The 22,855-nt window shown below is 37.3% G+C and carries 20 protein-coding genes; 9 read left to right on the top strand and 11 right to left on the bottom strand.

Features of this window, described 5'->3' with window-relative positions; all coding sequences use genetic code 11:
• Positions 1-197: 197 nt before the first annotated feature.
• Positions 198-1,751, bottom strand: coding sequence for an SUMF1/EgtB/PvdO family nonheme iron enzyme (locus FRZ67_RS09675; protein ID WP_147189355.1), 1,554 nt, complete (start codon positions 1,749-1,751; stop codon positions 198-200).
• Between the two features lie 362 nt (positions 1,752-2,113).
• On the opposite strand from FRZ67_RS09675, the gene porV reads away from it, so the two are divergent.
• From porV to FRZ67_RS09650, 5 genes are all read left to right on the top strand, one after another.
• Positions 2,114-3,250, top strand: a complete 1,137-nt coding sequence (porV, locus tag FRZ67_RS09670; RefSeq protein ID WP_147189354.1) for a type IX secretion system outer membrane channel protein PorV — start codon at positions 2,114-2,116, stop codon at positions 3,248-3,250.
• A gap of 295 nt (positions 3,251-3,545) precedes the next feature.
• A complete protein-coding gene (gene ispF, locus FRZ67_RS09665) occupies positions 3,546-4,025 on the top strand; it encodes a 2-C-methyl-D-erythritol 2,4-cyclodiphosphate synthase (RefSeq protein WP_147189353.1) in 480 nt (159 codons plus the stop codon).
• A gap of 61 nt (positions 4,026-4,086) precedes the next feature.
• A complete protein-coding gene (gene dut, locus FRZ67_RS09660; RefSeq protein WP_225975565.1) occupies positions 4,087-4,530 on the top strand; it encodes a dUTP diphosphatase in 444 nt (147 codons plus the stop codon).
• 9 nt (positions 4,531-4,539) lie between these two features.
• Positions 4,540-5,355, top strand: coding sequence for a lipoprotein insertase outer membrane protein LolB1 (lolB1, locus tag FRZ67_RS09655; RefSeq protein ID WP_147189352.1), 816 nt, complete (start codon positions 4,540-4,542; stop codon positions 5,353-5,355).
• Positions 5,356-5,409: 54 nt separating this feature from the next.
• Positions 5,410-6,753, top strand: a complete 1,344-nt coding sequence (locus FRZ67_RS09650) for a murein hydrolase activator EnvC family protein (RefSeq protein WP_147189351.1) — start codon at positions 5,410-5,412, stop codon at positions 6,751-6,753.
• A gap of 516 nt (positions 6,754-7,269) precedes the next feature.
• On the opposite strand, the gene FRZ67_RS09645 is transcribed toward FRZ67_RS09650, so the two are convergent.
• Both FRZ67_RS09645 and FRZ67_RS09640 read right to left on the bottom strand, forming a co-directional pair.
• Positions 7,270-8,304 carry a 2-oxoacid:ferredoxin oxidoreductase subunit beta gene (locus FRZ67_RS09645; RefSeq protein ID WP_147189350.1) on the bottom strand — a complete coding sequence of 345 codons (1,035 nt, stop codon included), beginning with the start codon at positions 8,302-8,304 and terminating at the stop codon, positions 7,270-7,272.
• A 34-nt stretch (positions 8,305-8,338) separates the two neighbouring features.
• Positions 8,339-8,692 (bottom strand): carboxymuconolactone decarboxylase family protein, encoded by a 354-nt coding sequence (locus tag FRZ67_RS09640; protein ID WP_147189349.1) that lies wholly within the window; start codon positions 8,690-8,692, stop codon positions 8,339-8,341.
• A 163-nt stretch (positions 8,693-8,855) separates the two neighbouring features.
• Between FRZ67_RS09640 and FRZ67_RS09635 the strand changes: the two genes are divergently transcribed.
• The 3 genes from FRZ67_RS09635 to FRZ67_RS09625 all read left to right on the top strand — a co-directional run bounded on the left by FRZ67_RS09635 (position 8,856) and on the right by FRZ67_RS09625 (position 12,168).
• Positions 8,856-9,851 (top strand): lysylphosphatidylglycerol synthase domain-containing protein, encoded by a 996-nt coding sequence (locus FRZ67_RS09635; protein WP_147189348.1) that lies wholly within the window; start codon positions 8,856-8,858, stop codon positions 9,849-9,851.
• A gap of 1 nt (position 9,852) precedes the next feature.
• A complete protein-coding gene (locus tag FRZ67_RS09630) occupies positions 9,853-10,644 on the top strand; it encodes a DUF3108 domain-containing protein (protein WP_225975564.1) in 792 nt (263 codons plus the stop codon).
• A gap of 306 nt (positions 10,645-10,950) precedes the next feature.
• Complete coding sequence (locus tag FRZ67_RS09625; protein WP_147189347.1) at positions 10,951-12,168, top strand: DegT/DnrJ/EryC1/StrS family aminotransferase; 1,218 nt, start codon at positions 10,951-10,953, stop codon at positions 12,166-12,168.
• A gap of 143 nt (positions 12,169-12,311) precedes the next feature.
• Here FRZ67_RS09625 and FRZ67_RS09620 read toward each other — a convergent pair whose 3' ends face one another.
• The 3 genes from FRZ67_RS09620 to FRZ67_RS09610 are packed head-to-tail and all read right to left on the bottom strand — an operon-like array spanning position 12,312 to position 17,101.
• Positions 12,312-14,294, bottom strand: a complete 1,983-nt coding sequence (locus FRZ67_RS09620) for an N-acetylmuramoyl-L-alanine amidase (protein WP_147189346.1) — start codon at positions 14,292-14,294, stop codon at positions 12,312-12,314.
• Between the two features lies 1 nt (position 14,295).
• Entirely contained in the window at positions 14,296-14,652 is a 357-nt protein-coding gene (locus FRZ67_RS09615) for a BlaI/MecI/CopY family transcriptional regulator (protein ID WP_147189345.1), read from the bottom strand.
• A 55-nt stretch (positions 14,653-14,707) separates the two neighbouring features.
• Positions 14,708-17,101 carry an ABC transporter permease gene (locus tag FRZ67_RS09610; RefSeq protein WP_147189344.1) on the bottom strand — a complete coding sequence of 798 codons (2,394 nt, stop codon included), beginning with the start codon at positions 17,099-17,101 and terminating at the stop codon, positions 14,708-14,710.
• A 303-nt stretch (positions 17,102-17,404) separates the two neighbouring features.
• On the opposite strand from FRZ67_RS09610, the gene FRZ67_RS09605 reads away from it, so the two are divergent.
• Positions 17,405-18,091, top strand: a complete 687-nt coding sequence (locus tag FRZ67_RS09605; protein WP_147189343.1) for a cell division ATP-binding protein FtsE — start codon at positions 17,405-17,407, stop codon at positions 18,089-18,091.
• A gap of 80 nt (positions 18,092-18,171) precedes the next feature.
• Here the strand turns inward: FRZ67_RS09605 and FRZ67_RS09600 are convergent, their stop codons facing one another.
• The 5 genes from FRZ67_RS09600 to gcvT all read right to left on the bottom strand — a co-directional run bounded on the left by FRZ67_RS09600 (position 18,172) and on the right by gcvT (position 22,673).
• Complete coding sequence (locus tag FRZ67_RS09600) at positions 18,172-19,308, bottom strand: glycosyltransferase (RefSeq protein ID WP_147189342.1); 1,137 nt, start codon at positions 19,306-19,308, stop codon at positions 18,172-18,174.
• A 92-nt stretch (positions 19,309-19,400) separates the two neighbouring features.
• On the bottom strand, positions 19,401-20,504 hold the full coding sequence (locus FRZ67_RS09595; RefSeq protein ID WP_225975563.1) for a glycosyltransferase: 1,104 nt from the start codon (positions 20,502-20,504) through the stop codon (positions 19,401-19,403).
• Between the two features lie 83 nt (positions 20,505-20,587).
• Positions 20,588-20,962 (bottom strand): septal ring lytic transglycosylase RlpA family protein, encoded by a 375-nt coding sequence (locus tag FRZ67_RS09590; protein ID WP_147189341.1) that lies wholly within the window; start codon positions 20,960-20,962, stop codon positions 20,588-20,590.
• A 43-nt stretch (positions 20,963-21,005) separates the two neighbouring features.
• Positions 21,006-21,473: an SRPBCC family protein gene (locus FRZ67_RS09585; protein WP_147189340.1), complete on the bottom strand. Its 468-nt coding sequence runs from the start codon at positions 21,471-21,473 to the stop codon at positions 21,006-21,008.
• Between the two features lie 105 nt (positions 21,474-21,578).
• Positions 21,579-22,673, bottom strand: coding sequence for a glycine cleavage system aminomethyltransferase GcvT (gene gcvT, locus FRZ67_RS09580; protein ID WP_317131458.1), 1,095 nt, complete (start codon positions 22,671-22,673; stop codon positions 21,579-21,581).
• Between the last annotated feature and the right edge of the window lie 182 nt (positions 22,674-22,855).

The raw sequence follows: 22,855 nt of genomic DNA, 5'->3' as shown, positions 1-22,855 counted from the left end.
CAGCTTCGTTGTGTCACTCACTTGTGCTTTTGATACATTAATGAGCAATGAGGAAAAGCTTTTTTTCTGCTGACTTTTTTGCTGTAGTACAAGAGTGCGACGCAAGGATGTATAATGCATATTCAAAAGCCGGTATATAAAAAACAAATCCCGGCAAGACTGCCAGGATTGTCCGTTTTTATTACCTAACTCTGAATCTATCTTTTTTGTCTCTTCTTGGGGAAGAAGTTACCATTTTGTAATTTCGAAGAAGTGCCTTCTGTAGGGCCAAAGTGGCTCATTGCACAGCGGAACCCAAGTCCGCTGCTACTTTGATCTTCCTCTACAAAACGACGAGCACCTGGGCTTAACCAATAAGGCATATCCATCCAGCTACCGCCCTTTATAACCCTGGATTTATCACTAACTAAAGTAGTAACACCGTAACCATAATATACTTTGCTCAATGAATCACCATCAAGGTAATTAATAGCGTAGGCATGTTGGTAGTTGCGGCGCTCCGTTAAAGATGAATCATTTTCAGGAACAGTTTTAATGCGTCCTATGCTGTCTCTCAGGTTACCCTGACCACCACTCATATCAACTTTGGAGAAAACGTTACCGCGGTAGGGGTTCATATCATCTGCTTCCATATTTGTCTGTGCTCTATATACGTCAGCAACCCACTCACTGACGTTGCCACTCATATTATATAAGCCAAAACCATTAGGGAAGAAGGAAGTCACGGGTGCCGGTATAGCTGAACGGTCATTCAAGCCACCTGGTGTACCCATATAATCACCGTTGCCTCTTTTAAAGTTTGCAAGAAATGCGCCCTGCCATGTACCTCTTTTTGTTGCACGCAGGTTGTCGTAACCTTCATTTTTCCAGGAATAGATCTGTTTATTGGCTACCAGTTCCTCACCTCTTTTCTTTTCAGATTTGCGGGGTTTTGGATTTTCAAGTATCAGACCCAAAGCGGCATATTCCCATTCTGCTTCTGTCGGGAGCCTGTAATCAGGAAACATAATGCCATCTTCAAACTGTACTTTGGTACGCGGCCTTCCCTGTGCATCAAGTAAAGGATTTTTCTTAGGCTTTCCGGGGATACCTTCATATTCGCCCATCAGGTAAGATTTACTGTTGAAGTTATCCTGACCGCCACCATTCATTTCCTGTTTTATAACATTTTTATTCTGATAGCCGGCATTTACCAGTTCATTTTCATTTACCCTGTCTGTACGCCAGATACAAAAATCGTGAGCCTGTTTCCAGGTTACACCCACAACAGGATAATAATTATAGGAAGGATGGCGGAAATAAAATTCCACATAAGGTTCATTATAGGCTAATTCGCTGCGCCATACCAAAGTATCGGGATAAGCGCCACGTACAACGGCTTCATATTGAGGATCAGAAAAAACATTATTCAACCAATGCAGGTATTCACGGTAGTGCACATTGGCAACTTCTGTTTTATCTATAAAGAAAGAGTTTACAGTTACACGGCGAGGCACATTGTTCCAGTCTCCCATTACATCTTCTTCGGTTGCACCCATTGTAAATGTGCCACCTTGCACAAAAACAAGGCCCGGCCCTGTTTTTACATCCTTAGCTTTAAAAACGTAATAACCGCCCTGGTTTTTATCATTGTAATTCCAGCCGGTAACATCAGACTTTTCTGGTTTCTTTTTAAATATGCTCCCGTTCTTACAGGAAGCGAAACCCAAAGCTGCTGCGAGAAAGAAACTGTTTCTAACTATTTTGTACATGTGAATAGCCTTTTTATCAATTTATAGAACGATAACAAAAATGGAATATTGTATTTTTTTAATGGAATGTGCGAATATATAAGTTTTACTTTCTAAAAAATTCAACATTTACAACAAGAAAGCCTTTAATAGCGTTCTAAGCTAAACATGAATATTTGATTTCTTTCCCAGAGATTGTTTGGCGGGAATCAAAAAAGTTACATATTTGTTTTATTAAAAAATAAGCAATCCATCTTGGAACATTCAAAACCTGACCTGATATAGACCAAAACTCTACGTTAATTTGCTGAAAAATAACACCGGCAACTGGTTAGCCTATTGAATAATTTCAGCTATTTCTCAACAGTAAAAAAATAATTTCAATGAAGCGGATAACACTGAGATCAACTGCTTTATCTGTTCTGTTTAGCATAGGGTTGGGTTTGGCCGTGCAGGCACAGTCATCAATTAACATAGTAACTACAGCAGTTCCGTTTTTGCGAATCTCACCAGATGCTCGTGCTGGTGGAATGGGCGATGCCGGCATCGCTACCACGCCTGATGCAAATGCTGTTTTCTGGAACAGGGCAAAATTACCTTTTGCCAATTATAGCGGGGGGGTATCTGCTACTTACACGCCATGGCTAAAAGATATAGCACAGGATGTTTATTTAACCACGCTTGGCGGCTATTACAAAATAGATGAAGAGTCGGCTATCTCGGGAGGACTTAGGTATTTTAGTCTTGGCAATATACAGTTTACCGATTATTCGGGTAATCCTATTTCAACAGGACGGCCAAGAGAATTTTCATTAGATTTTGGGTACTCTAGAAAAATTTCTGATAAGTTAGGGGTGGGTGTGGCTTTGCGTTATATCAACTCAAGTCTTGCTAACGGGTATAGTAATAATGGGGTTACTTATAAAGCCGGTAATGCTTTAGCGGCAGATTTGTCTCTCTACGGCAATAATCTTGATGAAAACGGCCAGGGCCTTACTTATGGTCTTGCCATAAGTAATCTGGGCTCAAAAATAGGTTATACGACTGATGCGAAGGCAAAAGATTTTATACCGGCAAATCTTGGCGCCGGTGTAGCATACACATGGGCTTTTGAAGAATTGCACAAGTTTACTTTGGCTTTGGATATTAATCATTTGCTCGTTCCTGCATTCCCAGAGTATACAGGTGATACTTTAATAGATGGTCCAGCCATAGACGAATATCGCAACCAAAGTGTATTAACCAGCTGGACAAAATCTTTTGGCAATAAAGCAAACACAGCATCGGTAGGGGCTGAATATACTTATAACGACCAGTTTTCTTTAAGAGCCGGTTATTTTTTACAACCAAAAAGCCAGGGTGGTCAAAGTTATTTTACGGCTGGTGTTGGTTTAAAATATAATGTATTCGGGTTTAATTTTTCTTACCTGGCGCCTTCAGGTAATGGAGTTACACGCAATGCTTTGTCAAATACCATACGCTTTAGCGTAATCTTTGATCTTGGTGAAGCTGCAGAATAACAGAAAATAAATTTTTGTAACCGGCATTTGAAACACTATTTAACTCCGGTTGTGTCACTCACTTGTACAGCAACAATTCTATTCACCAACCATTGGTAAATAATTAAAAGGGATAGTATCTGAAAATGATACCATCCCTTTTTGATTTTTTTTCTTTCCTTCGTTTGGCATTGAATTTTATGGGCCAGCTATTTATGTGCTGTATAAAATGAAACAGTACAAGAGTGCGACGCAACCATGCTTAATAAAAGCGGTAGTGTGGGGTACATAATTTATTTAAAACAATAAAATATTTATGAGTATAAGAATTGGAATGGGTGTAGATTTTCACCAGTTAACAGAGGGGCGTGACCTATGGCTGGGCGGTGTAAAGATACCTCACAGTAAAGGGGCTCTGGGCCATAGTGATGCAGATGTATTGCTGCATGCTATATGCGATGCATTGCTTGGCGCTGCATGTCTTGGAGATATTGGAGTGCATTTTCCTGATACGGATAATGCGTTTAAAAATATTGACAGTAAAATATTATTGTCAAAAACAGCAGAGCTTATTAAAACCAAAGGTTACAGCATTATAAATATTGATACATCATTGTGCTTACAGGCACCGAAAATAAAACCTTATATTGTTTCTATGCAACAAACAATTGCAGGTATTTTGGGTTTAAGTGAAAATGATATTTCCATTAAAGCCACTACTACAGAAAAGATGGGATTTGTAGGCCGCGAAGAAGGATTAATGGCTTATGCGACCGTGCTGTTGCAATCGTTGTAACTTTAACAATGCAGTTTCATACAACTATCGTCAAACAGATTCATTTATCTACATTTGCCGCGTGGAAAAAATAAATGTAAAGATCATTAATCATTCTGCAAATCCTTTGCCTGCCTACGCTACAAGCGGCTCTTCTGGTATGGATATACGGGCAAATCTTTCTAAAACTTTTATTTTATTACCAATGCAAAGAGCCGCAATACCAACTGGTATATTTATTGAATTACCTGAAGGATACGAAGCACAGATAAGACCTCGTAGCGGGCTTGCTCTAAAACAGGGTATAACCTGTTTAAACACACCCGGTACTATAGATGCAGATTACAGGGGCGAAATAAAAGTTATACTTATTAATCTTTCGGTAGAAGAGCAGCCTATAAACAATGGGGATAGAATTGCACAATTAATTATTCAGCGTGTAGTAAGTGTGGAATGGGAACCTTCTATTGAGATAAATGAAACGCAAAGGGGCGCCGGCGGTTTTGGACACACAGGCAGATCATAAATAATAAGAATGAAAAAATATTTGTTTTATGCAATTGCTTTAATGGCGATGGTTGTTGGTTGCAGACCTGCTAAAAAAGTGCAGCGTATTGAGCAATCAATATCAAAAAAAGATACGGCAGTAACCGTAATTGTTACACCTGCTGTAGATTCATTTTCCATTGTAAAAAACATAGTTGACAGCATTAATAAACGGCGCATTGATTTTGCAACTTTTTCCGCAAAAATAAAAGTAGATTATGAAGGAAAAGACGGGGGTGACCAGGCAACAGCTTATGTAAGAATTCAGAAAGACAGCATTATTTGGCTATCTCTTACCGGCGCTTTGGGTATAGAGGGTTATCGTTTGATGATAAGTAAAGATAGTTTCAGGCTGATGAATAAATTACAGAAGACAATACAATACCGCAGCATTGCTTACCTGCAGGAGATCACAGAAGTACCTTTCGATTTTTATTCGCTGCAGGATGTTATAATTGGTAACCCGGTTTTTATTGATAGTAACATTGTTTCCTATAAGAATACAGAAAAGGGATTACTTGTATTAATGATTGGTAACGTATTTAAAAACTTGCTTACACTTGAAAATATTGACTATCGGATAATGCATAGCAAACTTGATGATGTTAATACACTACGCAACCGAACCTGTGATATAACCTATGACGCCTATGAAAAAAGTAATAATTTCTATTTCTCAACTAAAAGGCGCATAAGTGTTGCAGAGAAATCTAAACTGGATATAAACGTAGAGTTTAAACAGTATAATTTTAACAAACCGCAGGATTATCCTTTCAATATTCCTAAAAATTATAAACACGGGTAATAAACAATTCCGCGATACGTTAACTTAGCAATTACCCCATTAATTTTATCTGTTATGGTAAGAAAAATTTTCATATTACTGCTATCTGTTGGTATTGTATTGTTAGCTGGCGCACAGGAAACCAAAGAAGAGATACAAAAAAAACAACAACAGTTGATGCAGGAAATTTCTTCTTTAAATAACACATTAAACGATATCAAAAAAAATAAAAAACAATCCCTGGGGCAACTTGCTATAGTACAAAGAAAAATACAGGCAAGGCAGGAGCTTATTTATAATATTAATAAAGAACTTAAGAGACTTAATGATAATATTTACCTGAACCAGGTAGAAATATACCGCATGAAAAAGGAGCTGGATACCTTAAAAGGCCAGTATGCCAAAAGCCTTGTATTTGCGTATAAGAACAGGAGCAGTTACGAGTATCTTAATTTTCTTTTTTCTGCTGCATCCTTTAATGATGCAATAAAAAGAGTTACCTACTTAAAAAGCTATCGTCGTTACAGGGAAACGCAGGCAGATGCAATAAGACAAACACAGGATGTTCTTGCAAAACAAATCAATACACTTAATTCCAATAAACAGGAAAAAAATAATTCGCTTAAAGAACAGGGAAAACAATTAACTGTTCTGGAAAGTGACAAAAAGGAAAAAGACCAGGTAGTACAGAGCCTAAAGGGCCAGGAAAAAGAAATTGCTGCACAATTAAAAAGCAAAGAACAAATGCGGCAAAAGTTAAATATTGCATTGCAGACTGTAATTAAAAGAGAAATAGCAGCGGCAAAGAAAAAACAGGAAGAAGAAGAGAAGAAAAGAAAACTTGCAGAACAACAACAAACTATTGCAAATAGTAAAACAGACAATAGCAACACAGACACAAAAACAAAAGCAACTCCAAAAAATAATGCGCCTGTAACTGGTATGACGGCGACCAAATCTGATCGTGTATACAATGTTTTTGAATCAACAACAGAGGAAGCAAATATTTCCATCAATTTTGAAAACAGCAGGGGGCGTTTACCATGGCCCGCAGATCAGGGCTATGTTTCTACACACTTCGGGCCTTATACGGTACCGGGCACCAAATTAAAAGGTGATATGCCAGGTGTGGAAATCACCCTGCCAGTCGGTTCTAATATTAAGAACGTCGCAGATGGAGAAATATCAGCTGTATTTGATCTTGGAAACGGGCAAACTGTTGTAATAAGACACGGGAAATATTTTACTACATACACCAATCTTTCTAATGTAAGTGTTAGCAAAGGTCAGCAAGTGAAGCCCGGCAAAGTATTAGGCAAAGCGGTTGCAGGTATGAGCGGAGATGGGCAGATCATATTCATGGTAACCAGTGATAAGGGAACTAATATGGATCCCGAAAGATGGCTGAAAGCAAGATGATTTTCCTTGTTACAAGATCGCTTCTTATAGTTATGAAGATCCATGCGTAACACGATTAGCTTTTACAGGCAAAAAATTATATATTTGTTTTATAAGGATGTTAACCATGAAAGCAGAAATCAACAAAGCCCAAGTACCCGGCTTTATTTTTCTCTCAGGTAAATATTAATACAGCCATTATTCTTAATACTGTGAATATTTTCATTCACATGGTTTGATGTACTAAAAAATTCATCCTAAGAAATTAAAATAGTTTGACTTTGAGATTTTAGAAAAATCAAACACCCCGCCGCCTTTGTCTGAGGTGGCGGTTATTTTTTTTAAGAATGCAGGTAACCAACATTTCAATATTAAGTCAGCTTCGTTGTGTCACTCACTTGTACGGTTTTTTCATTGCTCATCAATGCTAATGCAGTATAAGAGTGCGACGCAAACGCCGATGCACAAAGTATTACAGTCCGGGTCAAAAAAAAGCCTTGCATTTGTGCAAGGACTTTATTATAAATATTAAGAAGGTTATACTATTTCCCATACTTCATTTCCACGTAATAATTTATCAAGGTTTCCAGAACCTTTTGCTGCTATAGCTTCTTCTATCTGCATAGCCATTACATCTTCATAACATGCTCTTTCTGTTTCGTAGAATACACCAAATGGCCTTGGGAAATGACCTTCCACCCTTGGGTCATCAAACATGCGGATGAGCATTTGCGCTTTATAAAAATCCCTTTCGTCATGTATCCAAAGATCATCTGTACTTACACCATTTCCTAATTCAACAACAACGGGTTTAAACCCATCGAGTTTAATACCCTTGCTTTGACCCGCACCAAACACCAATGGTTTGCCATGCTCAAGAAATAATGCTTCATCTGCCTTAGTAGATTTTTCTGTGAATATTTCGAATGCACCATCATTAAATATGTTGCAGTTCTGGTATATTTCAAGAAAAGATGCACCTCTGTGTTGGTGGCTGCGCGTAAGCATTGTTTGCAAATGCTTTGGATCACGGTCCATACTGCGGCCAATAAATGTTGCATCAGCACCCATGGCCAATGCCAATGGATTAAATGGATGATCGATACTTCCGTATGGAGTAGATTTGGTGATCTTATGTTCTTCTGACGTTGGTGAGTATTGTCCTTTTGTTAAACCATAGATCTGGTTGTTGAAAAGGAGAATATTTACATCAAGATTTCTTCTGAGTAAATGTATAGTGTGGTTGCCACCAATGCTCAATGCATCTCCATCTCCCGTTACGATCCATACACTTAATTCAGGCCTTGAGGCTTTTAAACCTGTTGCCACTGCAGTTGCCCTTCCATGAATTGAATGCATACCGTAAGTATTCATGTAATAGGGAAAACGGCTGCTGCAGCCAATGCCACTGATAATAACGATATTTTCTTTTGGAACGCCAATGCCGGGCATAATTTTCTGTACCTGTGCAAGAATAGAATAATCGCCGCAGCCAGGGCACCAGCGTACTTCCTGGTCTGTAACAAAATCTTTGGCTGTTAATGTGGCGGCTCCGTTAGTAATTGTGCTCATATAAAATGATTCTGTACAAAGATAAGAATTTGTATTACTCTGCATGTGGCGCATTCAGCTCTTCCCAATACTCTGCAGCTCTTCTTGTGTGTGGTATAACGATAGTGCCGCCTACAATATTGGCAACAGCAAAAATTTCGTACATCTCATCGGTTGTTACACCAAGCTCATAACTTTTGCCAAGGTGATATTTTATACAATCATCACAACGTAATACCATGCTTGCCACAAGACCCAGCATTTCTTTTGTCTTTTTGTCAAGTGCACCATCTTCGTAGGTATTGGTGTCGAGATTCCATAACCGTTTCATCACAAGGTTATTTTTGCTGAGGATAACTTCATTCATCTTTTGTCGGTAGTCGTTGAATTCTTTTATAAGTGCTGACATAATTTTTTTACAAAAATAAGACTGTGCTTAACTCTTCATACGTGTTTTTATCTGTTGCGTATAGATTCAGATGTACAAGAGTGCGACGCAACCGAAGTTTAATACATATACTTACGACTGGTACATAAATGATTTCATTGTTTTAATGTAGGTTTGAAAAATAATGAGCCTGAAAAAAAAGTATAAAATATGGATCAACTATGTAATTGGTCCTTTGTTGTTTATTATTCTTTCTTTTTCTATTTACTATAAGGTAAAGAACCAAACCGGTTTAGAGGAAACAAAAGATCTTTTGAATAGCGCTGTATCGGGCAACAACCTTTGGTTATTATTGTTGTTGGTCCTGCTGATGTGTGTTAACTGGGGTATAGAAGCGCGTAAATGGCATTTGCTTGTAAGCCGTGTGCAGCCGGTGAATTATTTTACTGCATACAAAGCAGTTTTATCGGGTGTTTCACTTTCATTATTTGTACCAAATGGTATTGGTGATTATGCAGGGCGTTTGGTTTATATGCAGGAAGGCAACAGGTTAAAGTCAATTACACTTACATTGGTGGGTAGCATGGCTCAATTGATAATAACATTAACAGCTGGCCTTGCGGGACTCTTATACTTAAGTAAAGGCAGTTGGTTAGAACTTGAACAATTCAAAGGGCTTTCTGTATATTGGGTAAACGGTATAATATTTATGATTGCTATGGGTGCATTGCTGATGCTGTTTATTTTCTTTAAACTAAATTGGCTTACCATTATGTTTGAGAAAATACCCTTTGTAAACAAATATCGTTTTATGGTTGAGAACCTTGAAACGATAAGCCGTGGAGATTTAACAAGAATTTTGTCGTTATCGGCAGGTCGTTATTGTGTATTTGTCGTTCAATATTTGATTATGTTGCATATTTTTAATGTGCAGCTAAATACTGCTGATGCAGTAAGTTCTGTAGGTGTGTTATTTCTTGTATTGGCTATATTGCCAACTATTCCTGTGGCTGATCTGGGTATGCGTGGAGAAGCAGGTTTACAGCTTTTTGGTTTATTAAGTTTAAATAAGCTTGGCATTATTGCCACAACGGCAGGTATCTGGCTCATAAACCTTATACTGCCTGCTGTGGCAGGAAGTTTGTTCATATTAGGCATTAAATTATTCAGAAACAGGTAACGTGAAGAAAATTTTTATAAGTACCATAGCTATAATAAGTTGGTTAACGCTAACGGCCGGAGATGATTTTTGCGGCATGACCAATAAGGCTTTTAAACCCGGTGAAGTTATTACATACAATGTTTTTTATGCAGTGGCCGGTATTTATGTAAATGCAGGCACAGCTACTTTCTCTCTTACAGAAGAAAAGGTCAATAATATTCCTGCTTATCATGTAGTAGGCGAAGGCCGCACCAATTCGGGTTACGACTGGATCTTTAAAGTACGTGACCGTTATGAAAGTTATTTTGATACTTCCAATTTGCAGCCTTTAAAATTTATACGTAATGTTGATGAAGGTGGTTACAAAAAAGTTGAGAATGTAACTTTTAACCAGCAAACAAATACTGCTATTACCAACGAAGGTGTTTTTAAATTACCCAATTGTGTGCAGGATGTATTAAGTTCTGTTTATTACGCACGCAACATAGATTTCAATAAATACAAACCAGGCGATAAGATACCATTCAGTATGTTTCTTGATAATGAAGTGTACGATCTTTACATACGCTACCTCGGAAGAGAAACTATTAAAACACGGTACGGAAAATTCCACGCTATAAAATTTAAACCACTGCTTGTAAAAGGAACCATTTTTGAAGGTGGTGAAAAAATGACCGTATGGGTAACGGATGATCCCAATCATTTTCCTGTGCGCATAGAAAGTCCCATTGCAGTGGGCAGTATAAAAGTGGATATGATGGGTTATAGAAATAACCGCTACCCGGTTAGCTCACTTATAAGTTTTAGATAATTTTTTTGGGCCGGTCTGCATTGATGCTATTTAGCTTTCGTTGCGTCGCACTCTTGTGCGGTTGGAACATCTTTCAACTAATAATGTACTATAGGTTTTGTAAAAGGCTTATAATATAAACCTTTGCTGGACGATACTTATTCAAAGTACAAGTGTGCGACGCAACAACCGATGCCATGACAACCTTCGGCTTGGCTCACAAAAATTTCTTCTTCCTTAACATTGCAATGCATTAACAACAGTTTTCTACCTTCGCAACGGCAAATGCGTAAATACGTGAACTTGTAAACTTTTAAACTTTTTTATATGCCCGGTTTTGAATTCTTTGGAGATGAAGAAAGAAAAGAACTGAACGATGTGCTGGAAACAGGCATCCTTATGCGTTATGGATTTGATGGTCCACGCAAAGGTCATTGGAAGGCAAAAGAACTGGAGACAGCTATTACAGAAACATTTGGCTGCACCTATGCACAACTTACCAGCAGTGGCACTGCTGCATTAACAACAGCCATGAATGCATTGAACATTGGTTATGGTGATGAAGTTATCATGCCTTCATTCACATTCGTCGCAAGTTTTGAAGCAGTATTAAGTGTTGGTGCTGTACCTGTACTGGTTGATGTAGATGAAAGTTTAACGTTGAATCCTGATGCAGTTCGTAAAGCCATTACATCAAAAACAAAATGTCTAATGCCCGTGCATATGTGCGGTAGTATGGCCGATCTTGATGCATTGAAAGCTATTTGTAAAGAACATGATCTGATACTGCTTGAAGATGCCTGTCAAAGTATTGGCGGTACTTACAAAGGCAAAGCGTTGGGAACAATTGGAGATGCCGGAACATTTTCTTTTGACTTTGTAAAAACAATTACCTGTGGCGAAGGTGGCGTGGTAATGACCAATAATAAAGATGTTTACACAAAATGTGATGGCTATACAGATCATGGTCATGATCATTTGGGTGTTGACCGTGGTGCAGACCTTCATCCATTTATTGGTTATAATTACCGCATCAGCGAATTGCATGCTGCAGTAGGTTTGGCGCAGATAAGAAAGCTGCCAAAATTTTTAGAGATACAAAAGAAGAATCACACACAACTAAAAAATATGCTGCAACAAGTTACTGAAGTTTCTTTCCGTGTAATTCCGGATGAAAGTGGTGACAGCAGAACATTCTTAAGTTGGTTTTTACCAACAGAGGAATTAACGAGAGCAGCAGTTGCAGAAATGAAAGCACAGGGCATTCTTGCAGGAAATTTTTACTGGTTCGACAATAACTGGCATTACATTCGTAAATGGGATCATTTGAAAAATTCAACCGCATTAAACAGGCTGAACCCTTTACAGGAAGAAGCTTTGCTGAAATTGCGAACCACAGATTTTTCTGTAAGTGATGCAATCATGAGTCGTTGTATTTCTACTGCTATTGGCTTAACCTGGACAGAAGAGCAAACAAAAGAAAAGGGAGAGAAGATGGTAGCGGCAATAAAGAAAGTACTGAGTGCTGCTGTTGTTGGTGCGTAGTTTTTTTTGTGAGTCAAGCAGCAGTGATTCTATTTCTCTTTCGTTGCGTCGCACATTTGTACTAAAAAATATAATTGAGCTTTAAACAACAATAAAAAAAGGTCACTTTCGGGTTGACCTTTTTTATTGCAAATAATATTTTATTATTCAGTTGTTGGTATGTTTTTTCTTTCTTTCGCTTTTGTGATTATAATGACTACTCCACTCTTACCATCTTCGCCATAAGCTTTTGTGGCTTCGTTGCCTTTTAAAACATTTACAGTAAGAATATTATTGGCATCTATCTTTTTTGCATCTGTTTCACTTACGGGCTTGCCATCTACAATATAGATAGGTGCATCACCGGTTATATTCTTAGCAATAACCTTTGGTTTATAATCTTTTGTTATAACAACAACTGCAGCCTGCTTCCCTTTTATATTGTAAATACTTTTTCTCCATGGATCATCTTTCAAAATCTCTATGCTTGCTATGTTGTTTGGATCGAGTTTGTCAATTGTTTCTTTTGTTGTTATTTCCTCATTCAATACGTAAACAACATCAGCGGGGATTGTTGTACTTGTTTTTGTATTGTCTTTTGGTTTGGTTGTATCTGCCATCGCATTATCATCCTGGAGTTTTACTTCGTAAGGTTCAACAGGATTATTATTATTGTTTGCATAAGCAACAACGCCTTCAAGAATTTTCTTTGCCATCAATTCAATTTGAACTTCGTCTTTAAGTAAACTCAAATCTTTGTTGTTTGTAAGATAGCCACACTCAACAAGCACGGCGGGTACAGTTGTGGCTTGCAAAACCCAAATACCTGTTTTTCTTTGCAACAATGATTGTGTAGTACTGAAATTCTTATTCAATTCCTGTAAAAGTGCAGAACCCAGGATTTTACTTTTATCTAATTGTTTGTTGTCATTGTTTTTCGAAACGACCACTTCCATTCCTGATTTGTATAACTGATCCTTTTCTGCAGCATTTACATGTATTGAAACAAATGCATCAGCATTCTGTTTATTTGAGAAATCTGCTTTCTCTCTTGGATTCATGTATGTGTCTTCAGTTCTGGTCAAAATAACATTTACACCATAATCTGCAGAAAGTGCTTTGATCTTTTTAGAAATTGCCAGAGTTATATCCTTCTCCTTTGTGCCATCTGTTGTAACTGCACCTCCATCATAACCACCGTGCCCTGCATCAACAACAAGTTTGAATGTTGTACCAGGTTTAAGGGTAGTAACAACTTCATTGTTTTCTTTCTGCAATCTGAAAGCAAATAACAGTACAACACAAGCCAGCAGTGGCAGCGCCATTATGCGTCGTACATAACTAAAACGTGGTTCTTTTGAGGTTGTAAGCATAATTAAACGTCTTTTGATTGGTGAGTAAAAAAATGGTTGGGCAGGATCAAAATTGAATTTGCCATAATGTGCATGCAATAACATTTCGGCAAATGCAGCAGTATCTTTATCGGTGACAGATTTGCCATCTGCAATAAATTCATGAATAAGGTAAAGCTCTTTTTGTATAAGCCTGTACAATGGGTTCATCCATAATACCGCGATCACTACCTGCATAAATAATTTATCCCAGGTATGTTTTTCTTTTATGTGTGTAAGCTCATGTTGGAGTATCAATCTTCCAGCATTTTCTTCCAGTGAGATATCGTTTCGCCAGAAAACATTTTTGAGAAATGAAAAAGGAGCTTGACTCAGATCTGTATTTACAAAATCAAATTCCTGCATAGTGCTTACAGGGAATTTTTTCTTAATGCGATAAATTGTAATGATCCTGTATGCGAGCATCAATAATAGTACAGCAGTAATAGCAAGAACGAGCAAGAGTAATAATTGCTGCCAGTCAGGCAATATTGATTTGTGATCAAATATCATTTCGGCTTCACCTGCTGCATAGATTACATTAAACATGCTGATGGCTTTGTCGCTGCTGCTGTTAAGTGTAAACAGTTTTAGGTTTAGCAACGGCAACACGACACTTAATACAACAGCAGACAATAAATAAAACCTGTTATAATAATGAAAACGCTTGTTGCGTAGGGCAAACCAGTAATACAAAATCAGTACTGCTGATACGATAATTGTTTTAAGCAGATAAATGGCAATGAGCTGCAGCATATTATTTCTTTTTAAGTTGTTGCAATAAAAGTTCGAGTTCCTCTACACTCAGTTTATTTTCTTCTACCAGGAAGGAAACTGCTTTGGTAAAAGATCCACCGAAGTAGCCTTTCACTACAGTGTTCAATGAATTTTTTGAATAAGTGTCTTTTGAAACCAATGGCTCATACTGGTGCATGCGGCCATAAGTTTCTGTTTCCACAAACTTTTTCTCAATCAGAATTTTAAGTAGTGTTGCTACTGTGTTGGAATGTGGCTTTGGATTTGGCATTGCTTCTACTATATCTTTCAGAAAACCTTTCCCAATTTTCCATAAAGCCTGCATGATTTGTTCTTCTGCTCTTGTTAATGTTTTCATGTTTCTTTTTTTGTCAGAACAGTTAGGTTTTAAAAACCTGATAGTTCTCTTATATTTATTCTGTTCTTAAACTGTTTACCGGGTTTGCTGTTGCAGCTTTTACCGTATGGAAGCATACCGTTAAAAAGGCAATGGTTGCTGCAATAATACCTGCTGTTATAAATACCCACCAACTAATTGAAATACGGTAAGCATAATTACTCTCCAGCCATTTGTGCATTAATATCCAGGCAAGAGGCGATGCAATAATAATGGCAAGTAATACCAGTTTAAAAAAATCTTTTGACAGGTTGTTTACAATATTAAGTGATGTAGCGCCAAGGATCTTTCTGATACCAATCTCTTTTGTCCGTTGTGCAATACTAAAGGCCGACAATCCATACAAACCAAGACAGGAAATAAAAACAGCAATCGTGGCAAGGCATATAAATAGTTTGCCAAAACGGGCTTCATCCTTGTATTGGGCATCATATGTTTCATCAGAGAAATTATAAATGAGCGGTAACCCGGGTGCAATAGACTTCCATGTATGCTCAATTTTGTTAATAGTTTCACTGATATCATTTGATGATACATTCAGCGTAATGAATGTAAAAAACCATGGAGACATTTTTATTGCCAGAGGCTGGATGTCTTCTGCATAAGAGCGAAAATGAAAGTCCTTTATAACACCTGTTATTAACCCACTGCTTCCTTTTTGGGCAAAACGTTTTCCAATAGCTTCTGCAGGATTTTTATAACCCAATGCCTTTGTCGCTGCTTCATTAATAATGATAGCAGCAGTAGTATCTGAAATTATCAGCGGAGAGAAATTTCTGCCGGCTACTATGTTGATATTGTATTGTTGCAGGAAATCTTTATCTACGGCATAAAGATCCCAATCTGCTTTTACCATATCACCGTTATTATTTTCTATATCCAGTGATAATTTCCTGTTTGCTTTTCCGGGAACTGCGGAACCAATACTGGCGAATGTAACACCGGGAATTTCTTTTAGTTGTTGTTTTACGATTTCTGTATGTGCAAGAATCCTTTCATTAAAATGGAAATCTATTACCAGCATGTGGTCTTTTTTAAAACCCAGATCCTGGTTGCGCATATAATCAAGTTGGTTGTAAACAACTATTGTAGCAACAATCAAAATAATGGAAATGGAAAACTGTGTAACGACTAAAGCTTTCCTGATTTCAATGCCCTTAAAGCCTGCAATCAAGCGGCCCTTTAAACTGGCAACCGGCTGAAAACCTGATAAGAAAAGTGCTGGATAAATTCCTGAAAATAAGCCGGTAATCAGCGCTATACAAAATAGTAGCAGTAGGTACAGTGGTTGCTCAAAAATACTTTGACTGATCACTTTACCTGATACATTATTGAATAAAGGAAGTAATAAAAAACAAAGTATACAAGCAAGAAAATAAGCAGCAAGACTGAGAACGAATGCATCAATAAGATACTGAAGGATTAACTGTTTTCTCGAAGCACCCAATATTTTTCGTACGCCTGTTTCCTTTGCACGCTTTAATGAAAAAGCTGTAGCAAGATTGATAAAGTTAATGGCCCCAATAATGAGGACAAACAATGATACTATTGAAAAAATATATACATTATTGATATTGCCATGAACAGAACTACCTGTTCTGGAACCGCGGGATTTACCATATAAATAAACAGATCTTAATGGCTCCAATGCCAATGTATATTTTGTTACAGAACGTTCTATATGCTGGTCAATAAATGTGTGTAGACGCGAACTTAATTTATCAATATTATAATTTTCAGGAAGTAACAGGTACGTATAAAAGCCAAATCTTGTCCAGTTAGTTGCCATGTTTGTATTCCACTCTTTTAATAAAGTAGACATGGATACAAGTATGTCTACTCTAAAGTGCGAATTATAGGGTATGTCTTTCATAAGACCAGTAACGACAGCCGGAAATTTGCCATCCAGCAGCAATGTCTTACCTACAGGATTATCTGTACCAAAATATTTTTTTGCTGCAGTTTCTGATAATACAATTGTATAAGGAGCTTCCAGCGCCTTGCTGGGTTTTCCGTTGAGTAAAGGCAATGTAAAAACATCAAATAACGAACCATCCGCATAAGCAATCGTTTCGTCAGCAAAATTATTTTCATCTTTTTGTATTATCAGGTTGTCAAGGAAAATTCTTGTTGAAGCTTTAACTTCAGGAAATGCTGCCTGCAGCGCAGGTCCCATGGGAGCAGATGTGCTTTGATAATCGATTCCGGTTTGCGTTTGTACATCTGTAACCAACCTGTAAATACTGTCAGCGTTTTTATTAAAACTATCATAGCTAAGTTCGAAGTTGACATATAGCAAAGCAAAAAAGCAAACGCATAAACCAGTTGCAAGCCCAACAATATTAATAGCTGAGAACGCTTTATGATGCCACAAATATTTTAAAGCTGTTTTGCAATAAGTTTTAAACATAAGTCAAACTTAAAACTAAATATTTAGTTATACAACTAATTTTATAGTTAAACAATTGCAAATATGTTTGTTGTTGTTTTTAAAGCGATCTCTATACGGTTCTTTTGCAATGCTTTTTATATTTGTAATATTTGGGTGGTTAAGCAGTATTTTTGAGGACTATAATGAATGTTGCATAATGATAAGGATGTACAAGCGTGCGACGCAACAGGTGATGACACATATACAATTGCCGGGCTCAAAAAAATTTATGTATCAAAGGCGTGAGCCGTTAATTTTACACATCACAAAGTTTTACCAGTTATGGCAGAAGCAATAGTAAGTGTTAGAAATGTAAATATATACCAGGGTAATAATCTTATTTTACAGAATGTGAATTTTGAGGTTAACCGTGGTGAGTTTGTCTACCTTGTTGGTAAGACGGGCACAGGTAAAAGTAGCCTGTTAAAAACACTATATGGAGAACTACAATTAAAAGAAGGTGAGGCAAGTGTTGCTGGTTTCAACCTGAAAGAAATGACCTGGAAAAAAGTACCGTTTCTGCGCAGAAACCTTGGTGTAGTGTTTCAGGATTTTCAACTGCTTACAGACCGTAATGTTCATGAGAATCTTCGTTTTGTGCTGAAGGCAACAGGCTGGAAAGATGAAAAGCTGATTGAAGAAAAAATAAATGATGTGCTTGATAAGGTGGGTTTGAAAAGCAAAGGGTTTAAAATGCCTTTTGAAATGAGTGGCGGTGAGCAACAACGTGTGGATATTGCAAGAGCTTTGCTCAACTCTCCTAAATTAATATTGGCTGATGAACCTACCGGCAATCTTGACCCGGAGACCAGCGATGAAATTATGCAATTGCTTTTTGCGATTAGTAAAGATTATGGCACCGCTGTAATTATGGCTACGCATGACTTTATAGTAATAAGTAAAAACCCTGCACGGATTTTAAAAACAGAAAGGGGTAAAGTATTTGATAGTGCGGTGACTGAGGTTTAGAAAAGTTTACCTATTAAAGCGTTTGAAAAGTTTACGAATTGTGATCAACTTGTAAACACGTGAACCTGTAAACTATCAAACTACTTATAAGTCTCCCAAATCCATTTTACCATTTGCTTTGCTCCGGTTTCATTATTGAAATGTTTATATAATATTTTTTTTCTCGCTTCAGTTTCTGTTTGTGTAAAGGGTTGGTGATATAGTAGCTGAATTCTTTCCCTAAATGCATCTGCTGTTTCAACAACATGACATAATTCTCCAAGAGAAGTGCCACTTACCATCGCATCGTTAACCACACAATGCCTTCCATTATACAATGCATTCACTAATTTTATTTTAATGCCTGTATTATTAAAGCATGGGAGTATATTAATATGTGCTTTGGAGATCATATCCTGCATTTCTTTGCCGGATGGATTTGCTACAATGCATGCATTTGCATTTTCATGTACCAGGTCTTCTAAAGATTTGGAAGGATCTTTGCCGGCAATTACCACCGGCAGGTCAAGATCATGAAAAACTTTTTCCAGTAGCCATTTTACCGCATAATCATTTGCCGCAACGCTAAGATCTCCATGATACAAACAATAGGCGCCCATACCTTCTTTGCAGGTTACCTCCCATGGTGGAAGAAACAAGGGCAAATAATCCATGGTATTGCAATGCAATTCATTTCGATAATACTCTGCATCTTTTTCCGTTACCGACCAGAATGCTGTTGCATGATGTACCAGTTGCTGCTCGTATTTTTTAAGTAGTTTACTTTCCCAGAGAAAGTATAATTTTTTAAATACTGCTGTGGCGCAATTGTAGAGTTGTTTATAGTATTCATATTCTACATTGTGAATGCGTACAAATTTTCTTCGATTATTAAAACGCTTATCCAGCGTGATATACGTGCTGTGTACGCCTTCCATAAATATAGGGTAGTCATCTTTCAACAGGTTGCTCAAGAGCGTTTCATTTTTTCTGCTGGCAACGATATAAGGTAGATTTGTTGTAAACCCTTTATGCCCCGTATTGCGTGGATAATAACGCACTTCTTGGCAATATTTATCCAGTTCGGGTTGTTCGCCACGCCCATTATCAAAACAATGTAAATGAATTTTTACGCCTTGTGCCTGCAATGCCGGAAGTTTATAGAAAAGGTCATATACACCACCATAATTTACCGGCCATGGCACATCGAGACTTATAATATGTAAGTGCTTATCCAATTTTTTATTTTTATGAGCCCGGCTTAAAACCTGTATGCAACTTTAGTTGCGTCGCACACTTCTGCTTTCTCTTATGTTGCTTCAAACACTTTTTAAGACGGGTTTATCAGACTAAAAAATGCAATTAGTTTTTTTTCTTCCGATTGCCAGTTCAGTTGTTCTCTAGCTATAACGCAATTTTGCTTCAACTGTTCATACAAAATATTATCGTTTAATAATCTGTTCAATGCATCAGCGATTGTTTGTTCATTTGTATCGTCGATCATCAATGCAATATTATATTCGTCGTTAATAGCTTTATATTCAGGATAGTTTACGCAAACCTGCGGTATACCTGCCATAATGTAATCAAAGAAGCGGTTGCTAAGTGAGTAATATTGATTAAGTCCGGTTTTTTCAAAAAGGGTTAAACCAATATAGGCTTGCTGTGTTAACTTTTTCAGTTGTAGTGGAACCACATAGCCTGCTAATTCTATTTTATCTTCAAGTTTATTGGTTATGATCAATTGTTTTGTTTGTTCAAAGAAATTCCCTTTGCCATATATTTTTAAAGGCGCATCAACCTGTTTCAATGCCGGTATCAGTGTTTCAAAACTTCTGCCTTCATTTACTGCGCCCTGGTAAATAACAAACCTCATCCCTAAACCCTCTCCGCAAAGAGAGGGGGTAAGAGAATAATATTTAGGCAGATTTCTTATAATGCTGTAATCAACATTGTATCTTCTTCTCAATTCCTCTTTAATAAAAATATTCACCGTATAACCATATTTGAATTTTGGAACTGTAAATCTTTCTATTGCCAGCCAGAACTTGTGCACTGTTGGCCTTGTAATTATTTCTTTCTGTTCAGTAAATAATTCATGCGCATCGTATATTTTCTTTTTGCCTTTAATTGCTGAAGCAAAATAAACAGGGAGAATAGTATCAAGATCTACGGCATAAAGGATATCTGCCTTTTTAAACAAAAGATAAAAAAACAACCGAATATTATATTCTACATAAAAAGTAAAACCTGACTGAAAAAAACAGCGAAGTCTTTTTTGTTTGAAGCTTTGTTCTGCAAGTACTATAGAGTTATACATTTTCCTGCCAACCAATGTTACTTCAAAGCCATTTGCAGCCAGCGTGTTACAAATGCGTTGCATGCGCTGATCGTAAGTAAGATCATTGGTGACTGAGCAGATAATTCTTTTCAATAATGAAATATTGTGAGACAAAATAACGGGAGTTGCCTGAGCCTGCAAAGAAGTTTAAAAAATGTATACCAGCGTTATTGCTTTCAGGAACTCTTTTTCTTTTTGTATTTTATTTCTACTTCAGCCACACCTGCAGTTGTTAGCGCTATTTTTTGTGCGGCTTTTTTACTAAGGTCTATAATACGTCCTTCCACAAAAGGTCCCCGGTCATTGATCCTTACCTTCACTGTTTTACCATTTGAAAGATTGGTCACTTTTACTTTAGTACCAAAAGGTAAAGTTTTGTGTGCCGCTGTTAGTTTATGTTGGCTGAAAACAGCGCCGCTGGCTGTTTTGCGGCCATCAAATTTATCTGCATAATAAGATGCTTTGCCTGATTCCACTAAACTGCGACTACAGGAAAACATGCAAACTGAGAACAATAAGAAAATGTAAAAAAGCAAATTAGGTTTATTCATGATAATTAGATTTTATAATGATCAATATGTAACAGCAATAATATTAATGCTTACCCGTTTTAACTGTTTCAGCATATTTTTTTATAAACTTATTTCGTTCCTGCAGCAGTCTTTTCATATAACCTGTTAGAAAAAACTTACAAACTACTTTGCCTAAAATACCAAATGGCGCTTCAAATGTGAAGCTATCTTTCATAGTTGTGCAACCTTGTTCAAAACTAAAATGATGTTCATGATGCATACTTTTGAAATCACCTTCTACCATTTCATCTGTAAAATGATCATAAGACTGCATGGATGTAATTTTTACAGTTAATGATCTTGTTTTGAAGAAATGTTTTGCCTGCCATGTTACTGTTTCGCCTTCTTCAATTAGGCCTGTTGTTCTGCCTGCAACCGCTTTTTCATTGGTAAGCTCCATGCTCTGCTGGTGCAAATCTATGCTACGACTTAAGTCAAATACATGTTTTTTGGGAGCCTTAATAATAGTGGTTAAATGAATAACTGGCATACTATAATATTACAGCTTGGTCTTATGTTGCATAACGATCAGAATGTAGAAGAGTACGACGCAACAAATGCTGGTAGCGGCAATGCAGAATGGTACAAAAAATAACTATGCAAAAGGAACTTTTACCACTTTCGCTCTTACTGCATTGTTGCGGATAGAAATAAATATTTCACTATCCAGCGCAGCGTGTTCAACAGTTACATATCCAAGCCCTATAGCTTTTCCAAGCGATGGAGCCTGTGTGCCGCTTGTAACGTAGCCGATAACATTATTGTCTTTATCTACAATTTGATAATGATGGCGAGGAATGCCGCGGTCGATCATTTCAAAGCCAACCAGCTTTCTCCTGATGCCTTCCACCTTTTGTTTTTCCAAAATTTCTTTAGCAATGAAATTGGTTGTTTTGTTTAGTTTGGTTATCCAGCCAAGACCAGCTTCAAGTGGCGATGTTGTATCATCAATGTCATTGCCGTATAAGCAATAACCCATTTCCAAACGCAATGTATCTCTTGCAGCAAGACCGATGGGTTTTATATTAGACGCTGCGCCTACTTCAAAAATAGTGTTCCATATTTTTTCTGCACAATCATCTTTGTCTTCAAAATAAATTTCTACGCCACCACTGCCCGTATAACCCGTAGCGCTGATCAATACATTTTCCACACCTGCAAAAGTTCCTTTTACAAACGTGTAATATTTTAAATTCATGATATCAAGATCAGTAAGCGGTTGCAAAATTTTACAGGCATTAGGCCCTTGTATCGCAAGCAGGCAGGTCTTATCACTGATGTTATGCATTTCTGCATTATTGGTATTTTGACTGTTGATCCAATTCCAGTCCTTTTCAATATTCGATGCATTTACCACCAGCATATACACTTTGTTTTCTTCAATGCAATACACAATCAAATCATCAACAATACCGCCTTCATTATTGGTTAGTGCGGAATATTGCGCTTTACCGTTAGTAAGTTTCGATGCATCGTTGGTAGTAACGCGTTGTATAAGATCAAGTGCCTGCTCACCTTTCAAAATAAATTCCCCCATGTGGCTTACATCAAAAACGCCTGCATTGTTGCGAACAGCTGCATGTTCATCATTGATGCCGCTATAACTAATAGGCATATTATAACCTGCAAACTCAGCCATCTTTGCACCCAATGCAATATGTTTTTCTGTAAACGGTGTATTCTTCATCATGGTGATTTTATGTGCCGCAAAAATAACAGACTTGCTGTGCAGGAAAAAATTATGTTCTTAAGTGTGTTTTTTATTTTTTGTAGCCGGGCAGCAGCTTATGCATGAAACTTTTGTTGCGTCGCACTCTTGTACGCAAACAAGAGGTTCAGCAGTTTACATGTTCACCTGTTCAAGAGTTGGTT

It is taken from the genome of Panacibacter ginsenosidivorans, from assembly GCF_007971225.1.
GTDB classification, from domain to species: Bacteria; Bacteroidota; Bacteroidia; order Chitinophagales; family Chitinophagaceae; genus Panacibacter; species Panacibacter ginsenosidivorans.
Note: the sequence above shows the minus strand (reverse complement) of the source record. Positions and strands in the feature narration are given on the sequence as shown.

Bases quoted from the DNA above. Each gene is read 5' to 3' on its own strand.
- ispF (WP_147189353.1), top strand. From the start codon at position 3,546: ATGAGTATAAGAATTGGAATGGGTGTAGATTTTCACCAGTTAACAGAG.
- FRZ67_RS09640 (WP_147189349.1), bottom strand. From the start codon at position 8,692: ATGTCAGCACTTATAAAAGAATTCAACGACTACCGACAAAAGATGAAT.
- FRZ67_RS09605 (WP_147189343.1), top strand. From the start codon at position 17,405: ATGGCAGAAGCAATAGTAAGTGTTAGAAATGTAAATATATACCAGGGT.
- FRZ67_RS09610 (WP_147189344.1), bottom strand. From the start codon at position 17,101: ATGTTTAAAACTTATTGCAAAACAGCTTTAAAATATTTGTGGCATCAT.
- FRZ67_RS09625 (WP_147189347.1), top strand. From the start codon at position 10,951: ATGCCCGGTTTTGAATTCTTTGGAGATGAAGAAAGAAAAGAACTGAAC.
- FRZ67_RS09635 (WP_147189348.1), top strand. From the start codon at position 8,856: ATGAGCCTGAAAAAAAAGTATAAAATATGGATCAACTATGTAATTGGT.
- FRZ67_RS09645 (WP_147189350.1), bottom strand. From the start codon at position 8,304: ATGAGCACAATTACTAACGGAGCCGCCACATTAACAGCCAAAGATTTT.
- FRZ67_RS09615 (WP_147189345.1), bottom strand. From the start codon at position 14,652: ATGAAAACATTAACAAGAGCAGAAGAACAAATCATGCAGGCTTTATGG.
- FRZ67_RS09620 (WP_147189346.1), bottom strand. From the start codon at position 14,294: ATGCTGCAGCTCATTGCCATTTATCTGCTTAAAACAATTATCGTATCA.
- gcvT (WP_317131458.1), bottom strand. From the start codon at position 22,673: ATGATGAAGAATACACCGTTTACAGAAAAACATATTGCATTGGGTGCA.
- porV (WP_147189354.1), top strand. From the start codon at position 2,114: ATGAAGCGGATAACACTGAGATCAACTGCTTTATCTGTTCTGTTTAGC.
- FRZ67_RS09650 (WP_147189351.1), top strand. From the start codon at position 5,410: ATGGTAAGAAAAATTTTCATATTACTGCTATCTGTTGGTATTGTATTG.
- lolB1 (WP_147189352.1), top strand. From the start codon at position 4,540: ATGAAAAAATATTTGTTTTATGCAATTGCTTTAATGGCGATGGTTGTT.
- FRZ67_RS09675 (WP_147189355.1), bottom strand. From the start codon at position 1,751: ATGTACAAAATAGTTAGAAACAGTTTCTTTCTCGCAGCAGCTTTGGGT.
- FRZ67_RS09590 (WP_147189341.1), bottom strand. From the start codon at position 20,962: ATGAATAAACCTAATTTGCTTTTTTACATTTTCTTATTGTTCTCAGTT.
- FRZ67_RS09585 (WP_147189340.1), bottom strand. From the start codon at position 21,473: ATGCCAGTTATTCATTTAACCACTATTATTAAGGCTCCCAAAAAACAT.